General features: G+C 65.6%; 12 protein-coding genes. 5 read left to right on the forward strand and 7 right to left on the reverse strand.

Features of this window, described 5'->3' with window-relative positions:
* The first annotated feature begins 75 nt into the window (after positions 1-75).
* Positions 76-1,659 (forward strand): ABC transporter permease, encoded by a 1,584-nt coding sequence (locus OCK02_RS12775; RefSeq protein WP_263813617.1) that lies wholly within the window; start codon positions 76-78, stop codon positions 1,657-1,659.
* A gap of 274 nt (positions 1,660-1,933) precedes the next feature.
* On the opposite strand, the gene OCK02_RS12780 is transcribed toward OCK02_RS12775, so the two are convergent.
* Positions 1,934-3,886 carry an acetoacetate--CoA ligase gene (locus tag OCK02_RS12780; RefSeq protein ID WP_263813399.1) on the reverse strand — a complete coding sequence of 651 codons (1,953 nt, stop codon included), beginning with the start codon at positions 3,884-3,886 and terminating at the stop codon, positions 1,934-1,936.
* Between the two features lie 183 nt (positions 3,887-4,069).
* On the opposite strand from OCK02_RS12780, the gene OCK02_RS12785 reads away from it, so the two are divergent.
* Positions 4,070-5,902 (forward strand): AsmA-like C-terminal region-containing protein, encoded by a 1,833-nt coding sequence (locus OCK02_RS12785; RefSeq protein WP_263813400.1) that lies wholly within the window; start codon positions 4,070-4,072, stop codon positions 5,900-5,902.
* Between the two features lie 40 nt (positions 5,903-5,942).
* On the opposite strand, the gene OCK02_RS12790 is transcribed toward OCK02_RS12785, so the two are convergent.
* The 5 genes from OCK02_RS12790 to OCK02_RS12810 form a co-directional block, all read right to left on the reverse strand.
* Complete coding sequence (locus OCK02_RS12790) at positions 5,943-6,761, reverse strand: ABC transporter permease (RefSeq protein ID WP_263813401.1); 819 nt, start codon at positions 6,759-6,761, stop codon at positions 5,943-5,945.
* Position 6,762: 1 nt separating this feature from the next.
* A complete protein-coding gene (locus tag OCK02_RS12795; RefSeq protein WP_263813402.1) occupies positions 6,763-7,674 on the reverse strand; it encodes an ABC transporter permease subunit in 912 nt (303 codons plus the stop codon).
* A 4-nt stretch (positions 7,675-7,678) separates the two neighbouring features.
* On the reverse strand, positions 7,679-8,818 hold the full coding sequence (locus OCK02_RS12800) for an ABC transporter ATP-binding protein (RefSeq protein WP_263813403.1): 1,140 nt from the start codon (positions 8,816-8,818) through the stop codon (positions 7,679-7,681).
* Between the two features lie 76 nt (positions 8,819-8,894).
* Positions 8,895-9,995, reverse strand: coding sequence for a polyamine ABC transporter substrate-binding protein (locus OCK02_RS12805; protein WP_412178824.1), 1,101 nt, complete (start codon positions 9,993-9,995; stop codon positions 8,895-8,897).
* Between the two features lie 177 nt (positions 9,996-10,172).
* Positions 10,173-11,588, reverse strand: a complete 1,416-nt coding sequence (locus tag OCK02_RS12810; RefSeq protein WP_263813404.1) for a helix-turn-helix domain-containing protein — start codon at positions 11,586-11,588, stop codon at positions 10,173-10,175.
* Between the two features lie 239 nt (positions 11,589-11,827).
* Between OCK02_RS12810 and aceA the strand changes: the two genes are divergently transcribed.
* The 3 genes from aceA to OCK02_RS12825 all read left to right on the forward strand — a co-directional run bounded on the left by aceA (position 11,828) and on the right by OCK02_RS12825 (position 14,817).
* Positions 11,828-13,117: an isocitrate lyase gene (gene aceA, locus OCK02_RS12815; RefSeq protein WP_263813405.1), complete on the forward strand. Its 1,290-nt coding sequence runs from the start codon at positions 11,828-11,830 to the stop codon at positions 13,115-13,117.
* A 126-nt stretch (positions 13,118-13,243) separates the two neighbouring features.
* Positions 13,244-13,483 (forward strand): hypothetical protein, encoded by a 240-nt coding sequence (locus OCK02_RS12820; RefSeq protein WP_230807191.1) that lies wholly within the window; start codon positions 13,244-13,246, stop codon positions 13,481-13,483.
* 317 nt (positions 13,484-13,800) lie between these two features.
* On the forward strand, positions 13,801-14,817 hold the full coding sequence (locus OCK02_RS12825; protein WP_412178830.1) for a helix-turn-helix transcriptional regulator: 1,017 nt from the start codon (positions 13,801-13,803) through the stop codon (positions 14,815-14,817).
* A gap of 85 nt (positions 14,818-14,902) precedes the next feature.
* Here OCK02_RS12825 and OCK02_RS12830 read toward each other — a convergent pair whose 3' ends face one another.
* The gene (locus OCK02_RS12830) at positions 14,903-16,738 is read right to left on the reverse strand and encodes a methyl-accepting chemotaxis protein (protein ID WP_263813407.1); all 1,836 of its coding nucleotides are present in this window, start codon (positions 16,736-16,738) and stop codon (positions 14,903-14,905) included.
* Positions 16,739-16,841: the final 103 nt, after the last annotated feature.

Genomic DNA, 16,841 nt, shown 5'->3' on the forward strand with positions numbered 1-16,841 from the left:
GCTGCGCGCGGGCCGGGCGTGAACGGACACCGCACGCTCATCGGCACCGCCCTCTTCACCGCGCTGATCGTGCTGATGCCGCTGATCGCCATCGTCACCATCGCGGCCAGCGGATCGGCCGGCGACTGGCCGCACCTGATCGACAACGTCCTGCCCCGCGCCACGGCGCGGACCTTCGGGCTGCTTTTCGGCGTGGCGGCTATGACCGCGGTGACGGGCGTGATCACCGCCTGGCTGACGGCGAGCTGCGACTTTCCGTTGCGCCGGCTGCTGACCGTGCTGCTGGTGCTGCCGCTGGCAATCCCGTCCTATCTCTCCGCCTATGCCTTCGGGCAGTTCCTGGACTATACCGGCCCGGTGCAGACGACCCTGCGCGCGGCCTTCGGCTTCGCCACGCGCCGGGACTACTGGTTCCCCGAGGTGCGCACCACCGGAGGCGCCATCCTGGTCATGGGCAGCGTCCTCTATCCCTACGTCTACCTGGCGGCACGGGCGATGTTCCTGATGCAGGGACGGGCGGCGGCCGACGTGGCGCGCACGCTCGGCGCCGGGCCGCTGACCGTCTTCGCCAGGGTGCAGATCCCGATGGCGCGCCCGGCGATCATGGTCGGGCTGACGCTCGTGGCCATGGAAACGCTGAACGACATCGGCGCGGTCGAGTACCTCGGCGTGCAGACGCTGACCTTTTCGATCTTCGACACCTGGCTGAACCGGGGCAGCCTTGCAGGTGCGGCACAGATCGCCTGCGTCATGCTCGTCTTCGTCGCCGTGCTGCTCACGATCGAGCGCGCCGCACGCCGCCGGCAACGCTTCACCAGCAACAAGACGACGGCGGCCGTGGCCGATTCGGTGCGGCTGCAACTGAAGGGCTGGAAGCGCTGGGCCGCGGTTGTCGCCTGCCTGCTTCCGCCGGCGCTCGGCTTTGCCATACCCGTTCTGGTGCTGGGTTCCTATGCGCTGCGCCGCCTCGACCAGTTCGCCTCGCTGCGCCTGCTCTCGGCGCTCTGGAACAGCGTCCTGATCTCGTTCTCCACCGCCTGCGTCGCGGTGCTTCTCGCCTTCCTGCTCGCCTATGCGGCGCGCACGACCCGTTCGCCGGTGGCAGCACTTGCCGGGCGGCTCGCCTCGTTCGGCTACGGCGTGCCCGGCACCGTGCTTGCGATAGGCGTGCTGATCCCGCTCGCCCGGCTCGACAACACGGTCGCATCCTTCACGCGCGAGTGGTTCGGCTTCTCCACGGGGCTGCTTCTGACCGGCAGCGGCGTTGCAATCGTCTATGCGTGTACCGTGCGCTTCCTGACCATGGCCGAAGGCACGATCGACGCCGGCTTCCACAAGCTTTCGCCGCATCTCGACATGGCCGCCCGGACCCTCGGGCGGACGAGCGCGCAGACGCTGCGCAGCGTGCTCCTGCCAATGATGCGCCCGGCCACGCTGACGGCGGCGCTGATGGTCTTCATCGAGGCGATGAAGGAGCTTTCGGCGACGATCATGCTGCGGCCCTTCAACTTCAACACGCTGGCGACGCTCGTCTACGAGGATGCCTCGCGGGCCAAGGTGGAGGATGCCTCGGTTGCCGCGATCATCATCGTGGCGGCAGGGCTCGTCCCGGTGTTCCTCGTGTCTCGCTCCCTGAACGCGACCAACGGCGGGCGATAAAAAAGGGGCGACCTTTCGGCCGCCCTCAAGAAAGTTCGATGCTGTCCAACTAAAGCGTCAGAGTAAGACGTCATGCCATGGAGGCGGCCGGGCCGCCGAACCGTCCTCGCATTGGACGCGCTCAAGTCGAACCGACCATGGCCGTTTCCACCTTAACAAATCCTTACCCGACGATGCCCGAACGGCCGCAACCGTTCACATCTCCTTGAGTTTGGTTAATTCGGCCGGCCCAAATTCGTTAACGCAGCCAGTGGCTTATTTAGGCCCTGCTTGATCAGTCCTTCAGTTGCGGCAGATCGGCGTAAAGCGTCAGTGCCTCGGGATTGGCGAGCGCCTCCTTGTTCTTCACCGGGCGCCCGTGGACGACCTCGCGCACGGCAAGCTCGACGATCTTGCCGGACTTGGTGCGCGGGATATCGGCGACGGCTATGATCTTCGCCGGCACGTGGCGCGGAGAGGCGCCGGTGCGGATGCGCGTGCGGATGGCTTTCTCCAGAGCCTCGTCGAGCACGAGGCCGGGCGCCAGGCGAACGAACAGGACCACGCGGACGTCGTCGTCCCAGTCCTGCCCGATGCAGAGCGCCTCGGCCACCTCTTCCATCTGCTCGACCTGATTGTAGATCTCCGCCGTACCGATGCGCACGCCGCCCGGATTGAGGGTGGCGTCCGAGCGGCCGTGAATGACGATGCCGCCGTGGCTCGTCCACTCGGCGAAGTCGCCATGGCACCAGACGTTGTCGAAGCGGTCGAAATAGGCGGCCCGGTACTTCGCCCCGTCCGGGTCGTTCCAGAACATCACCGGCATCGACGGAAAAGCCTTCGTGCAGACCAGTTCGCCCTTTTCCTCACGCACCGGCCCGCCCTCTTCGTTCCACACGTCGATCGCAAGGCCGAGACCCGGCCCCTGGATCTCGCCGCGCCAGACCGGCTTCAGTGGCACGCCGAGGACGAAGCAGGAGACGATGTCGGTGCCGCCAGAGATCGAGGCCAGTTGCACGTCCGGCTTGATGCCCTCGTAGACGAAGCTGAAGCCTTCCGGCGACAGCGGCGATCCGGTGGAAGTCATGAGCCGGAGCTTCGACAGGTCGTGGCTGGTGCGCGGCGTCAGCCCGCCCTTGCGCACGGCGTCGATGTATTTCGCCGACGTGCCGAACACGGCGAAGCCTTCCTCGGCGGCATAGTCGAACAGGATGTTGCCGTCGGGATGGAAGGGGGAACCGTCGTAGAGGCAGAGCGTGGCGCCCACCGCGAGCCCGGAGGCCAGCCAGTTCCACATCATCCAGCCGCAGGTGGTGAAATAGAACAGCCGCTCGCCCTCCGTCAGGCCGCAATGATAGCGGTGCTCCTTGAGGTGCTGCAGAAGTGTACCGCCGGCTGAATGGACGATGCATTTGGGCACGCCCGTCGTTCCCGACGAGAACAGGATATAGAGCGGGTGGCTGAACGGCAGCCGCAGGAAGGTCACGGGCTTCGCCTCATAGGGCGCGATCATGTCGGCCAGTGTCCTGCCGTCGCGCACGGCCGCTGCGACGGCAGGCGCATCGCCGGCATAGGGGACGACGAGCACGGGCACGCCGAGCCTGTCGGCGACCGCCTTCACCTTGGCGCCGACGTCCTGCAGCTTGCCGTTATACCAGTAGCCGTCGCAGGCAATGAACAGCTTCGGCTCGATCTGGCCAAAGCGGTCGAGGACGCCCTGCTCGCCGAAATCGGGGGAACAGGAGGACCAGATGGCACCGATCGAGGCAGCGGCCAGCATGCAGGCGACGGTCTCCGGCAGGTTCGGCATCATCGCGGCGATCCGGTCGCCCTGACCGATGCCCATCGCCTGAAAAGCCTGCTGCAGGCGCGAGACCGTCGCATGCAGGTGCGACCAGGCCCAGCGATAGGCGACCTTGTCCTCGCCGCGGAAGATCAGCGCGTCGCCGTCCCCGCGCCCGCGCAGCAGGTTCTCCGCGAAATTCAGCGCCGCAGCCGGAAAGAAGCGGGCATCCAGCATGCTGTCGCCATCGATCAGCACGCGCTCGCCCCGATCGCCGATGACCCGGCAATCCTCCCAGACGGCCGACCAGAATGCGGGGCGGTCCTCCACCGACCACGCATGGAACGCATCGTAGCCATCGAACGTCCGGCCGGCCTCTTTTCCACAGGCGTTCATGAAGAGCGCCATCGGGCTCCTGGCCAGCACTTCGCGGGACGGTTCCCAAAGCGGCTTTTCCTGGATCATGTTTTCCTCCACTCCAACGCCTTTTCTATAGCATGGTGCGCCGCAGTATAAAGGCCGCACGACCGGCGCCGGGATGTCATATGCGCCATTTTTGCGCGTGGCGGATTTGATTTCTTTGGCGCGACGGCCTATCCCCTGACGGAGGCGGAACGCACAGCCGCCGGGCAATGGGCAGACAACGCAATGGGTCCTCTTCGATACCTTCGTCCGAAGCTGCTGTTGCGGCTGCTGGCGGCAATGGTCGTTCTGGCATTGGCCCTGCGCCTTGCCGGGCCCACGCTCGTTTCCTCCGACAGGATCCGCACCGAGATCGAAGCCAATCTATCGGCCTGGACCGGTGCGGAACTGGAATTCAGCGGCACGCCACGCTTCAGCTTCTGGCCGGCGCCGCACATGGCGTTCGAGGACGTGCGGCTGCACTATCCGGGCGCGACGGCGGGCGACGGCGGCGAGCTTCTGACGGCCGAGCGGATCGCAGTCGACTTCAGCCTGCTCGGCTCGCTCCTGGGCGCGCCGGACCTCGGCGACGTCGAGCTCCTTCGGCCGCTCTTCCACATCCGCCGCGACGAAGGCGGCCGGCTCAACTGGCGCGGCAGCGAGGGGATCGAACAGGCGTTCTCCAGTGCTCCCAAAGACCCGGCGACGGCCCCGTTACCGCAGTTCGGAACGCTGCTCGTTCGCGAAGGCACGATCGTCGTCGACGACCGCAGGCGGGGCCAGCACTATCGGATCGCCGACGTGGCCGGGAAGATCGCGTGGCCGAAGCCTTCGTCGGACCTGGACGTCTCGCTCAGGGGCGTGATCGACGGCGAGGTGGCCGAGGTCCGGTTCGCCGCCGACGAGCCCGTCCGCCTGCTGAACGGCCGGGACGCCAACATTCGCCTTTCCGTGCAGTCCGATCCGGTGAAGCTCGATTTCGACGGAACCGCAAACCTGTCGAGCGAGGCCTTTGCAACCGGCCGGATCGAGTTGACCGTACCCTCCTTCTCGCACCTGCTGGACTGGACCGGAACGCGCTTCACGCCGGCCGGCAGGCTTGGCGCCGTGACGCTGGAGGGCAACGTCACCACCAGCGATCATACCGCGCGGATCGACAAACTCGCTCTCGACATCCAGGATTCGCGGGCGACCGGCATACTGGACATCAGCCTGCCGCCGAAGGGTACGCCGAAACTCGAGGGAACGCTGGCCTTCGACACGGTCGACCTCGCCGCCATGATCGGCGCCTACGTGCCCGTGCCGAACGACGGCGACACGCCCCCTCCCCCTCGCGCGCTGACGATGGACGGGCTCGACCTGGACCTGCGGTTCTCCGCCCGGGAGGCGTTTTTCGAACCGCTGGTGCTGACCGAATTCGCCGCGGGCATTCGCACGTCCGGCGGCCAGACGACGCTCGACATCGGCGACGGAACCGTGCTTGGCGGCAGCGTGAGCGGACAGGTCACGGCGAGCGACCAGAACCGCCGGCCGGGCGGAGAACTGCAGCTGTCCCTGCGGGACGTCGACCTCGGCGCGCTGATCGCTCTTGCCGATCTGTCGGGGCCGCTGCCGAACGGCCGCGGCTCGGCCGACCTCGACCTTTTCACCGATCAGCCGCTTGCGCGCCTCGACAGCACCGGCCTCGTCGGAACCTTCCGGCTGCGTTTCGACCAGGGCAGCCTCGCCGCATTCGACCGTCCGGAATTCGAGAGGCAGGCGCGCGGCGAAAGCGTGTTCAGCATGACGGAGGCCGCAGACGGCGCGTTCGACTTTGCGAGCGCGGCGGTCGATGGGCGCTTCGACCGGGGTCTTGCCGAGATCAGCCGCGCGACGTTCGAGGGAGCCGAGAAGACGCTCTCGATCGCCGGCACGATCCCCTTTCGGAACGGCAACGTCGCGCTGGCGGGGTCGCTCGCAGCGCGCAAGCCGGACGGCACCGGCGCAACTGAACCGGCCATCAACTTCCTCGTCGGCGGCGCCTGGCCTGCCCCGGTCATCTCGCCGATGGCGATCCTGATGGACGTCCCCGCCAACTGAGGCGGACCGGCGGGCGGAGAGGTGGAAGCCGTGTCCGGCCCTACCCGCCCGCGAAGGCGGCGTGCTCGTCGCGCTGGCGCTGCACTTCCCGCCGCTTGGTCACGATCGAGGCGATGACCACGCCGACCGTCACCAGCGCGATGAGAAGCGTACAGGCGGCGTTGATCTCCGGCGTGACGCCGAGGCGGACCTGGCTGTAGATCTTCATCGGCAGGGTCGTGGCCCCGGGGCCCGAGGTGAAGCTCGCAATGACGAGGTCGTCCAGCGACAGCGTGAAGGCGAGGACCCAGCCGGAGAACACGGCGGGCGCGATGATCGGCAGCGTCACCTCGAAGAAGGTGCGAAGCGGCGTGGCGCCGAGATCGAGGGCAGCCTCCTCGACCGAGCGGTCGAAGGACAACAGCCGCGACTGCACGACGACGGCGACGAAGCACATGGTCAGCGTGATATGGGCCAGCGTCACCGTCCAGAAGCCGCGGTCGAAGCCGATCGCCACGAACATGAGCAGCAGCGACAGGCCGGTGATGACCTCGGGCATGACCAGCGGCGCATAGACCATGCCGGAAAACAGCATGCGGCCGCGGAAGCGGGTGAAGCGCACCAGCGACAGCGCCGCCATGGTGCCGAGCACGGTTGCGATCGTCGCCGACAGGAGTGCGACGCGGATCGTCACCCAGGCCGCATCCATCAGGCCCTGGTTGTTGAACAACGCGACGTACCATTTGGTCGAAAAGCCGGCCCAGACGGTAACGAGGCGGGATTCGTTGAAGGAGAAGACGACCAGGAGCACGATCGGCAGGTAGAGGAAGGCGAAGCCGAGCGCGACCGAGACGACGTTGAAGCGGGACCATTTCGTCATGCTACTTCCCCCGCTCTTCGGCTTTCGCCTGCATGTTCTGGAAGAACACGATCGGCACCACCAGGATGAGGAGCAGCACCGTCGCCACCGCGGCGGAGACCGGCCAGTCGCGGTTGGAGTTGAACTCCGTCCACAGCGTCTTGCCGATCATCAGGGTCTGCGAGCCGCCAAGCAGGTCGGGGATGACGAACTCGCCGACGGCCGGGATGAACACCAGCATGCAGCCGGCGACCACGCCAGCCAGCGACAGCGGGAAGGTGACCTTCCAGAAGGCCGAGATCGGCGGGCAGCCGAGGTCCTGCGCGGCCTCGATCAGCGAATGGTCCATCTTCTCCAGCGCCGAATAGATCGGCAGGATCATGAAGGGCAGGTAGGAATAAACGATGCCGATATAAATCGCCCAGTTGGTGTTGAGGATGATCAGCGGCTCGTTGATGAGGCCTGCCGACAGAAGCAGCTGGTTGAGCAGCCCCTCCGGCTTCAGGATCGCGATCCAGGCATAGACGCGGATCAGGAAGCTCGTCCAGAACGGCAGGATCACCAGCATCAGCAGCGTCGGCCGCCAGGTGCGCGGCGCCTGCGCCATGCCGTAGGCGATCGGATAGGCGATCAGCAGCGTCAGGATCGTGGAGATCCCGGCGATCTTGATGCTCGACAGGTAGGCGTTGATGTAGAGCGCATCCTCGGTCAGCCAGACGAAGTTGTCGAAGCTCAGCTGGCGGATGTTGTCGATGATGCCGGGCAAGCCGTCGGCGAGCCGGAAGACCGGCTCATAGGGCGGCTGCGCGATCGCGGTGGTGGACAGCGAGATGCGGAAGACGATGACGAAGGGGACGAGGAAGAAGAAGACCAGCCAGGCATAGGGAACGATGATGACCAGGCGGCTGAAGATGCGGGAGCCGAGCTTGGTCATGGCCTCAATCCTTCAACACGACGCCGGCGGTCTCGGCGAAGGAAACCCAAACCTTCTCGTCGTAGCCGATCGGGTTCTCCACCTCGCGCTGCGCGTTCAGCATCGAGGTCTTGACGACCTTGCCGCTCGGCAGCCTGACGTGAAAGACGGTCATGTCGCCGAGATAGGCGATGTCCCAGATCTCGCCCTCGGAGGCGTTGATCGCGGCGTCCGCGGGGGCGGCCCGGCTGACCTTGAGCTTTTCCGGGCGGATCGCGAAGGCGGCCCCTGCCCCGATGGCCGGCGCGGCGTCGCCGACGGTGCGCACGGTGAAGTCGTCGCCGGCGATCTCGATGCGGCCGTTTCCGGCGGCCTTCACCTTGCCCTCCAGGATGTTCACGTCGCCGATGAAGTCCGCGACAAAGCGGGAGTTCGGCGCCTCGTAGATCTCGGCCGGCGTCGCCACCTGGATGACGTTGCCATGGCTCATCACCGCGATGCGGTCGGCCATGGTCATGGCCTCTTCCTGGTCGTGGGTGACGACGACGAAGGTCAGGCCCAATTCCTGCTGCAGGTCCATCAGCTCGAACTGGGTTTCCTCGCGCAGCTTCTTGTCGAGCGCGCCGAGCGGCTCGTCGAGCAAAAGCACCTTCGGCCGCTTGGCCAGCGAACGGGCAAGCGCCACGCGCTGGCGCTGGCCGCCGGAGAGCTGCTGCGGCTTGCGCCTGGCGAACTGCTCGAGCTTGACGAGCTTGAGCATCTGCTTCACGCGCTCGGCGATCTCTGCCTTGGGCATGCCGTCCTGCCTGAGGCCGAAGCCGATGTTGCTCTCCACCGTCATGTGCGGGAACAGCGCATAGGACTGGAACATCATGTTGACCGGCCGCCGGTAGGGCGGGATGCCGGCGATGTCCTGGCCGTCGAGGATGATCTCGCCCGAGGTCGGCCGCTCGAAGCCGGCCAGCATGCGAAGCAGGGTCGACTTGCCGCAACCCGAGGCACCGAGAAGGGCGAAGAACTCGCGGTGGTAGATATCGAGGGTCAGGTTATCGACGGCCGTGAAGTCGCCAAACTTCTTCGTGATGTTCTTGAAGGAAATGAATGGCTTGGAGTCCGGATCCGCCCACGGCGCAAAGGAGCGGCGGATATTGCCCAGTGACTTCATTGGCTGTCCCCGATGGTTTCTTGGCCGCAACAGCAGATTGCCCGGAAGCGGTTCCGGGCAATCTGCATTTCTTTTCTTACTGGCCGGTGACGACCTTGGTCCAGATGCGGGTCACGACCCGCTGCGTCTTCGGATCGTAGGGCAGCTTGGTATAGAGCTTGGCCATCGCGTCCGCCGGCGGGTAGATCGCCGGATCGTCGAAGACCTCCTTGGAGATCAGCTCCTGGGACGCCTTGTTGCCGTTGGCGTAGAAGACGTAGTCCGACGCCTTGGCGGCCACCTCGGGCTTCATGATGTAGTTGATGAAGGCATGCGCCTCCTCGACATGGGGCGCATCGGCGGGGATGGCCATCATGTCGAACCACATCAGCGCACCACCGGCGGGGATCGTGTAGTTGACCTCCACGCCCGCACCGGCTTCGGCCGCACGGTCGCGCGCCTGCAGCACGTCGCCGGACCAGCCGAGCGCCAGGCAGATGTCGCCGTTTGCCAGCGCGTTGATGTATTCGGAGGAGTGGAACTTGCGGATATACGGCCGGATCGAGGCCAGCAGTTCACCGGCCTTCTCCAGATCACCGGAATCCTTCGAATTCGGGTCGAGGCCGAGGAAGTTCAGCGCTGCGGGGATCACCTCGTCGGCCGTATCCAGCACATAGATGCCGCAATCGCTGAATTTCTTCGCGATCTCCGGATTGAAGAGCGCGTCCCAGCCGGGGGCCGCGTCGGAACCGAGGATCTCCTTGGCCTTGGCCACGTTGTAGCCGAGGCCCGTCGTGCCCCACATGTAGTCGACCGCGTATTCGTTACCCGGATCGTAGGCGGCGACGCGCTGCGTGACCTCGTCCCACATGTTGGAGAGGTTCGGCAGCTTCGACTTGTCGAGTTTCTGGAAGACGCCGGCCTGGATCTGCCGCTGCAGGAAGTTGCCGGTCGGGACGACCACGTCATAGCCAGTGCCGCCGGCGAGCAGCTTGGTTTCGAGCGTCTCGTTGGAATCGAAGACGTCGTAGACGACCTTGATGCCCGTTTCCTTGGTGAAGTCGGCCAGGATGGACTCGTCGATATAGTCCGACCAGTTATAGACATTCACCACCTTCTCCTGCGCCATGGCCTGCACGCCGGCGAAGGCTGTGAGGGCAGCGATGGCGACAGTCGCCACAAGGTTGCGTCTTTTCATCAATTGGCTCCCAGTTTCAAAGTTTAGCCGTTCCCGGAGGCGGTCGAATTGTGATTATCGTTCTTTTTCAAGGCGCGACAAGCGGCATCTTTTGCCCGGCAAGCGCCTATTGGTATCACATTTCTGCCATTCCTATCATATTTGAAATCGCTTTCGCACGGCAAAGCAAGCGGAAAATCACTGGAAGTCGAAAAGAGACAGTCCGGCCACCATCTCGTCCAGTCCCAGGGGGCGCGTCACCGGCGGCTCGGCGCGGGCGAGACAGCCCTGCCGCTCGCACAGCCGACAGGCGGCGCCGATGGCGACGGGGGGCTGTGCCTGCACCGCCTCGCCATAGGCGGTGTCGGCTGCGGCTGCGGCATCGCAGCCGAGAAGCAGCGCCGTCCGGCGCACCCGCTCGCCGAAGGCCGAATGCGGCCCGTCCAGCGTGCGCGACACGGTGAGAAAGGCGGCACCGTCGGGCATCTCAACCCGCTCGGCCAAGACCTGTCCGGGCTGGGCGAACGCCGCATGCACGTTGAGCTTCGGACAGCCGCCGCCGAAACGTGCCTGCGGGAAGCCCTGCGCGCCGGCGCGGCGCAAGCGATGGCCGGCCACGTCGAGTTCCAGCAGGAAGAAGGGCGGCGCCGCCTGTCCGGGGCGCTGCAGCATGGTCAGCCGCGTCGCCGCCTGCTCGAAGGAAACGGCAAAGCGCGTCCGCAGGAGATCGACATCGAAGCGCGCGCGCTGGGCGGCGGCCAGGAAGGCATCATAGGGCATCATCAGCGCATGCGCCGCGTAGCGCGCCAGTTCGAAGCGGGCGATGCGGCGCGCCTCGTTGCCCGAGAGCGCCAGCCGGTCGAGCTCGGTCGAGATCTCGTCGCGCAGCGCCAGTTGCACCACCTCCATGGCGATCTCGCGCAACTGGTCGTGCGCAGACAGGCGCTCCGACAGGAACAGCCGCATGGAGTGGCGGTCGAAGCGGCGGCGCAGCGTCGGCATGGCGTGGACGGGCAGCAGGCGCACCACAACGCCGTGTTCCTTCTTCAGCCAGGTCTTCAGGGAACCCGCAAGGTCGTCGCCCGGGGCGAGCGCCGCATGAAAGGCCTCGGCCGCCACGTCGATCGCCTCGAAATAGTTGGGCCGCTGTTCCAGCTTCTCGCGCACCTCGTCGATCGGCAGGCGCGCACCGGCCAGCGACGTCGCCCTGCCCTCGCGTGACAGCACTTCGGCAAGGTCGGAAAGACGCGAGGCCTGCTCGCGATAGGCCCGGTAGAGCTTGACGATGCCGCCCGCGACATTGGGGGCGGCATCCGCCACCTCGACCAGTTCCAGATCGCCGGGCAATTCGCCGGACAGCAGGGGGTCGGCGAACACTTCCTTCAGCTGGGCGACGCTGCCGCCAGCCTCGCCCTGCAGGTCCTCCATGTCGACCTTGTAGACGGAAGCGAGCCGCAACAGGAGCTGCACCGTCAGCGGACGCTGGTTGCGCTCGATCAGGTTGAGATAGGAGGGGGAGATCGACAGCGCCTCGGCCATGGCGGTCTGGGTCAGGCCGAGACCGTTGCGGATGCGCCGGACCCTGGGACCGGCGAAGATCTTGTTCTCAGCCAACTGTCAATCCTTTGACACCTTCCGGCCGGGATGCCGCCGACAGGTCATTTACACAATTTACAAATTAACAGACCCGACTTGTCAAGCACCTCACAGCATAACTCGTTTCCGACACTTGGATTATCAAAAACTCTCGCTCCTTACCGCGCTGCAATGTAAATATTCAGACATCACATCGGCGGAAAGCTCAGCAACGGACAGGGCTCCGCCCCTGATAGATCGGATGGAGGACAGAAAGAATGACTGATTTTTACAATCTCGTTCCCAGCGCGCCCGAGGGCCGCTTCGACGGTGTCAGCCGGCCCTATACGGCAGAGGACGTCAAGCGCCTGCGCGGCTCCGTCCAGATCCGGCATTCGCTGGCGGAGATGGGGGCGAACCGGTTGTGGCAGCTGATCCACGAGGAGGATTTCGTCAATGCGTTGGGCGCGCTCTCGGGCAACCAGGCCATGCAGATGGTCCGCGCCGGGCTGAAGGCGATCTACCTCTCCGGCTGGCAGGTCGCAGCCGACGCCAACACGGCGTCCGCCATGTATCCGGACCAGTCGCTCTATCCGGCCAATGCGGCGCCGGAACTCGCCAAGCGGATCAACCGCACGCTGCAGCGCGCCGACCAGATCGAGACCTCCGAAGGCAAGGGCCTGTCGGTCGACACCTGGTTCGCGCCGATCGTCGCCGATGCGGAAGCCGGCTTCGGCGGACCGCTCAACGCTTTCGAGATCATGAAAGCCTTCATCGAGGCGGGTGCCGCCGGCGTGCACTACGAGGACCAGCTCGCGTCTGAAAAGAAGTGCGGCCATCTCGGCGGCAAGGTGCTGATCCCGACGGCCGCGCATATCCGCAACCTCAACGCCGCGCGTCTTGCCGCCGACGTCATGGGTACGCCGACGCTGGTGATCGCCCGCACCGATGCGGAGGCTGCGAAGCTCCTGACGTCGGACATCGACGAGCGCGACCAGCCGTTCGTCAACTACGACGCCGGTCGCACGGTCGAGGGCTTCTACCAGGTACGGAACGGGATCGACCCCTGCATCGCCCGCGCCGTCGCCTATGCGCCGCATTGCGACCTGATCTGGTGCGAGACCTCGAAACCGGACCTGGAGCAGGCGCGCCGGTTCGCCGAGGGCGTGCACAAGGCTCATCCGGGCAAGCTGCTCGCCTATAACTGCTCGCCGTCCTTCAACTGGAAGAAGAACCTGGACGACGCGACGATCGCGAAGTTCCAGCGGGAACTCGGGGCGATGGGCTACAAGTTCCAGTTCATCACGCTCGCCGGCTTCCACCAGCTCAATTTCGGCATGTTCGAGCTGGCGCGCGGCTACAGGGACCGCCAGATGGCCGCCTATTCGGAGCTGCAGGAGGCCGAGTTCGCCGCCGAGGCTAACGGTTACACGGCCACCAAGCACCAGCGCGAGGTCGGCACCGGCTACTTCGACGCGGTGTCGCTGGCGATCACCGGCGGCCAGTCGTCCACCACGGCGATGAAGGAATCGACCGAACACGATCAGTTCCGCCCGGCGGCGGAGTAGCCAGAGGCATCGGGCAGATGCCCCTCACCCCAGCCTTCTCCCCGCCTGCGGGGAGAAGGTGGCAGCAGTCGGATGAGGGGCAAGCCAGGGATTTTCGTCAAGAACCCCGTGAAGAGGAGAAATGCCATGACCGTCCAGACCCGCGTCAAGGAAAGAGCAGAAGAACAGTCGTCGGCGATGACACCCGAACAGCAGGCCATGATCCGCATGGTGGCGAACGACCTCCACCGCCTGAACCATGCCGTCATGAAGGCTGTCGAGGCCGGCGTCTCGGTCGAGCTCGTCCGCTCCGCACGCCATCACGGCGGCGATGGGAACTGGGGTGACCTGCTCATCCCGGTCATCGTCACCCAGGGCAGAGCGTAGAGCGACGCGGGCGGTCGCCGGGTGTCCGCCCCGGCGCCGCTGGTGGGGGCCGGTGGCGACACCGGCCCCTCCTGCGTGCGCGGCAAGGCATGCGGGAGGGGATGCACCTTCTCCCCGCGACGACCCCGCAATCAGCGGTTCATTGACAAAGCGTTCCGATCCTGCACTTTCCGATTGCGCAATGCGTTAGATGGCACTTAAATGCAGTTGTGCCATGGAGTGGGGTGCTCGCGGTGCAAGACGGAACTGCCGGTCGACCGGAACTGACGGACCTCGTCTACGGAAGCCTGTTCGGCGAATGCAGCTGGCAGCACTTCATGGACCGGCTCGCAACGACCATGCCGAACGGCAAGTCGTCGTTCCACTACCAGGACCTGGCCTCTCCCCTGGCGCAGGTCGGTCTCGTCTCCGGCTTCGGCAGCGACGAAGTCGAGCAGTTCCACAATCACTACGCCGCCGTGAACCCCTGGATACCGCGCACGATGCTCGTTCCCGTGGGCCGCGGCATGACCGGGGAAAGCATCTTCCCGCGCGAGCAACTGGCCAAGACGGAGTTCTATAACGACTGGCTGAAGCGGCAGACAGGCTGCGAGACGGCCATCGGCGTCACCATCCTGCGGGATTCGAGCCGGACCTTCATCCTCTCCACCTGCACCTCCTCGACCGATCCCGTGCTCAACCACGAGGCGGCCGAACTCTACACGCAGCTTTCGCCGCATCTCCGGCGGGCCGTGGACTTCATTCGCAGGGGCGAGTTCGCGACGGGCGAAAGGCAGACCGGACAGGCGCTGTTCGACGCCATCGGAGCCGGCCTGATCCATGTCTCGGAGACGGGGCGCATCCGCTCGATGAACGACCGGGCGCGGCGGATGATCGAGCACGGCGAACCCGTGCGCCTGGCAACGAGCGGCCGGATCGCGATCACCGACCCGCGGGCGGCGGAAACCCTGCAGTTCCTGCTGTCGCGGCAGGGCGTGCAGGTGGAGCCCTATCTTGCGACCCTGACAGGCGCCGACGGCAGCGTCCACCGGCTGACGCTGGTTCGCCTGACGTCCGACCCCATGACCGAATTCCTGAACGGCCCGACCGTGGCGGTCATCATCGAGCCGATAGCGGGTGTCGACGAGCCGCGCAGCGAGCGCCTCCAGGCGAGCTACAGGCTGACGCCGAAGGAGGCGCAGATCGCCGCTGCGATCGCGTCCGGCCTTTCGCTGCGGGAAATCGCCGACAACGACGGCGTCAGCTACGAGACCGTCCGCTCGCACGTGAAGAACATCTACGGCAAGATGGAGGTCAGTTCGCAGGCCTCGCTGGTGGCGCGCCTGCTGCGGTGAAAAAAGCCCGACAGGACGGCCGGGCTTCTTCTCTTGCATGACGGCTCACAGTTCCGATCGAAGCCGACTGGTTCCGATAGACGCTTCAGGCGGCCTGGCGGAACCGTTCGGTCTCGGCACCGAGGCGGAACCGGTCGACCAGCGCCATCAGGGCGTCGGCCTCGGTTGCGAGCTGGCGGCTCGCCTCTGTCGTCTCTTCCACCATGGCGGCGTTCTGCTGGGTCATCTGGTCCATCTGGTTGACCGACGTATTGACCTCCTGGAGCGCGGCCGACTGGTCGCGGCTCGCCGTGGCGATCGATTCCACGTGCTGGCTCATGGCGGCGACCTGGGAGCTGATGGTGGCCAGCACCGCCCCCGTTTCCTGCACGAGCCGCGAGCCGGCGCCGACTTCCTGCGTCGATTTCTCGATCAGCGACTTGATCTCGCGGGCGGCATCGGCGGAGCGTTGCGCCAGTTCGCGAACCTCCTGCGCCACGACCGCGAAGCCCTTGCCCGCCTCGCCGGCGCGCGCCGCCTCGATGCCGGCGTTCAGGGCGAGCAGGTTGGTCTGGAAGGCGATGTCGTCGATGACCTCGATGATCTGCTCGATCTGGCGCGAGGCGTCCTCGATCCGGCCCATGGCGGAAATGGCGTTGGTGACGACGGTGCTGGAGTTGTCGGCGCTCTTGCGGGTCTCGCCGGCCTTCTGGCTGGCTTCCTGCGCCCGTTCGGCGGAGGAGCGGACAGTCACGGTGATTTCCTCGACGGCGGCCGCGGTCTCTTCCAGGGAAGAGGCCTGGCTTTCGGTTCGCCTGGACAGCGAATCGGCCGATTGCAGCATCTCGCCGCCGCTGCGCTGGATCGACTGCGCATTGGCGCGGATCTGCAGAAGCGTGTCCTGCAGGCGCACGAGCGAGGTGTTGAAGTCGCGGCGCAGGTCGTCCAGCCTGCCGCCGAACGGGGTATCGATCTGCCGCGACAGGTCTCCCTGCGCCAGACGCCCGAGGCCTTCGGCGAGCGCGTCGACGGCGAAGGCGATCTGCCGGTCCGTCTCCTGCTTCTCGCTGTCGGACTGCGCGCGCTCGCGGGCGGCTTCCTGCTGCTGTTCGGATGCCTCGCGCTCGACGGCGATCTTGCGCAGGGCATTGTCGCGGAAAACCTCGAGCGCGCGGCCGATCTGCCCGAATTCGTTGGCGCGGTCGCGACAGGGAACCTCCGCCTCGAGACGGCCGTTGGCGATGTCGTGGACAGCGGCAATCAGCGACTTCAGCGGGCGGACCGAGAAGCGGACGGCGACATAGGACAGCGTGCCGAAGATTGCGAGCGCGACGAGGCCGGCGATCACGGCCATGATCTGCAGCTCGTGGATCTTCGCATAGTAGACCTCCATCGGGATGCCGATGAACATCAGGCCGACATTGGCGCCGGCTGCGGACTTGATCGGGAAATAGCCGGTCATGAACTGGCGGCCGAAGAGCTCCGCAGCACCGTAGAACGCCTCGCCGCTTGCGAGGACCGCCTGGGCGGGATGGTCGGCGGCGAGCTTGGTGCCGACGGCGCGGCTGCCGTCCTCCTTCTTCACGTTCGTCGAAACGCGGACATAGTCCGCCCCCTCCTTGCGGAAGATGGTCGCGACGCCGGCGATCGACTGGGCGGTACGGTCGACGAGCGCATGATCGGTGAAATCGGGGACGGATTCTGCGGTCGCCGTGACGAGCCGGTTGTCCTTCACGTCGATCCGGGAGCCGTCCATCACCCCGGCGTAGAGCACCGCCATGCTGCGGCTTGCGTCGCGGGCATTGTTGCCGGCCTCCTGCAGCACGTACTGGCGAAGATTGTAGTCCATCACGCCGACGATCACTGCACCGCTCAGAAAGATCAGTGCGATCGTCATCGCCACATACTGGGCGGCAATGGAGGTCTTGAGCATGCGAAACATTGGCGTCTCCTGTAGTTCAGGAGGCCAGTTTAGAATTGACTTGATAATAAAATCTGAAACTTGGACGATTTGTCTGATAAATCGCAATTTTTGTCCGTCACTC

Origin of the sequence: Rhizobium sp. TRM96647 (assembly GCF_025780115.1) — a bacterium.
GTDB lineage: Bacteria > Pseudomonadota > Alphaproteobacteria > Rhizobiales > Rhizobiaceae > Mycoplana.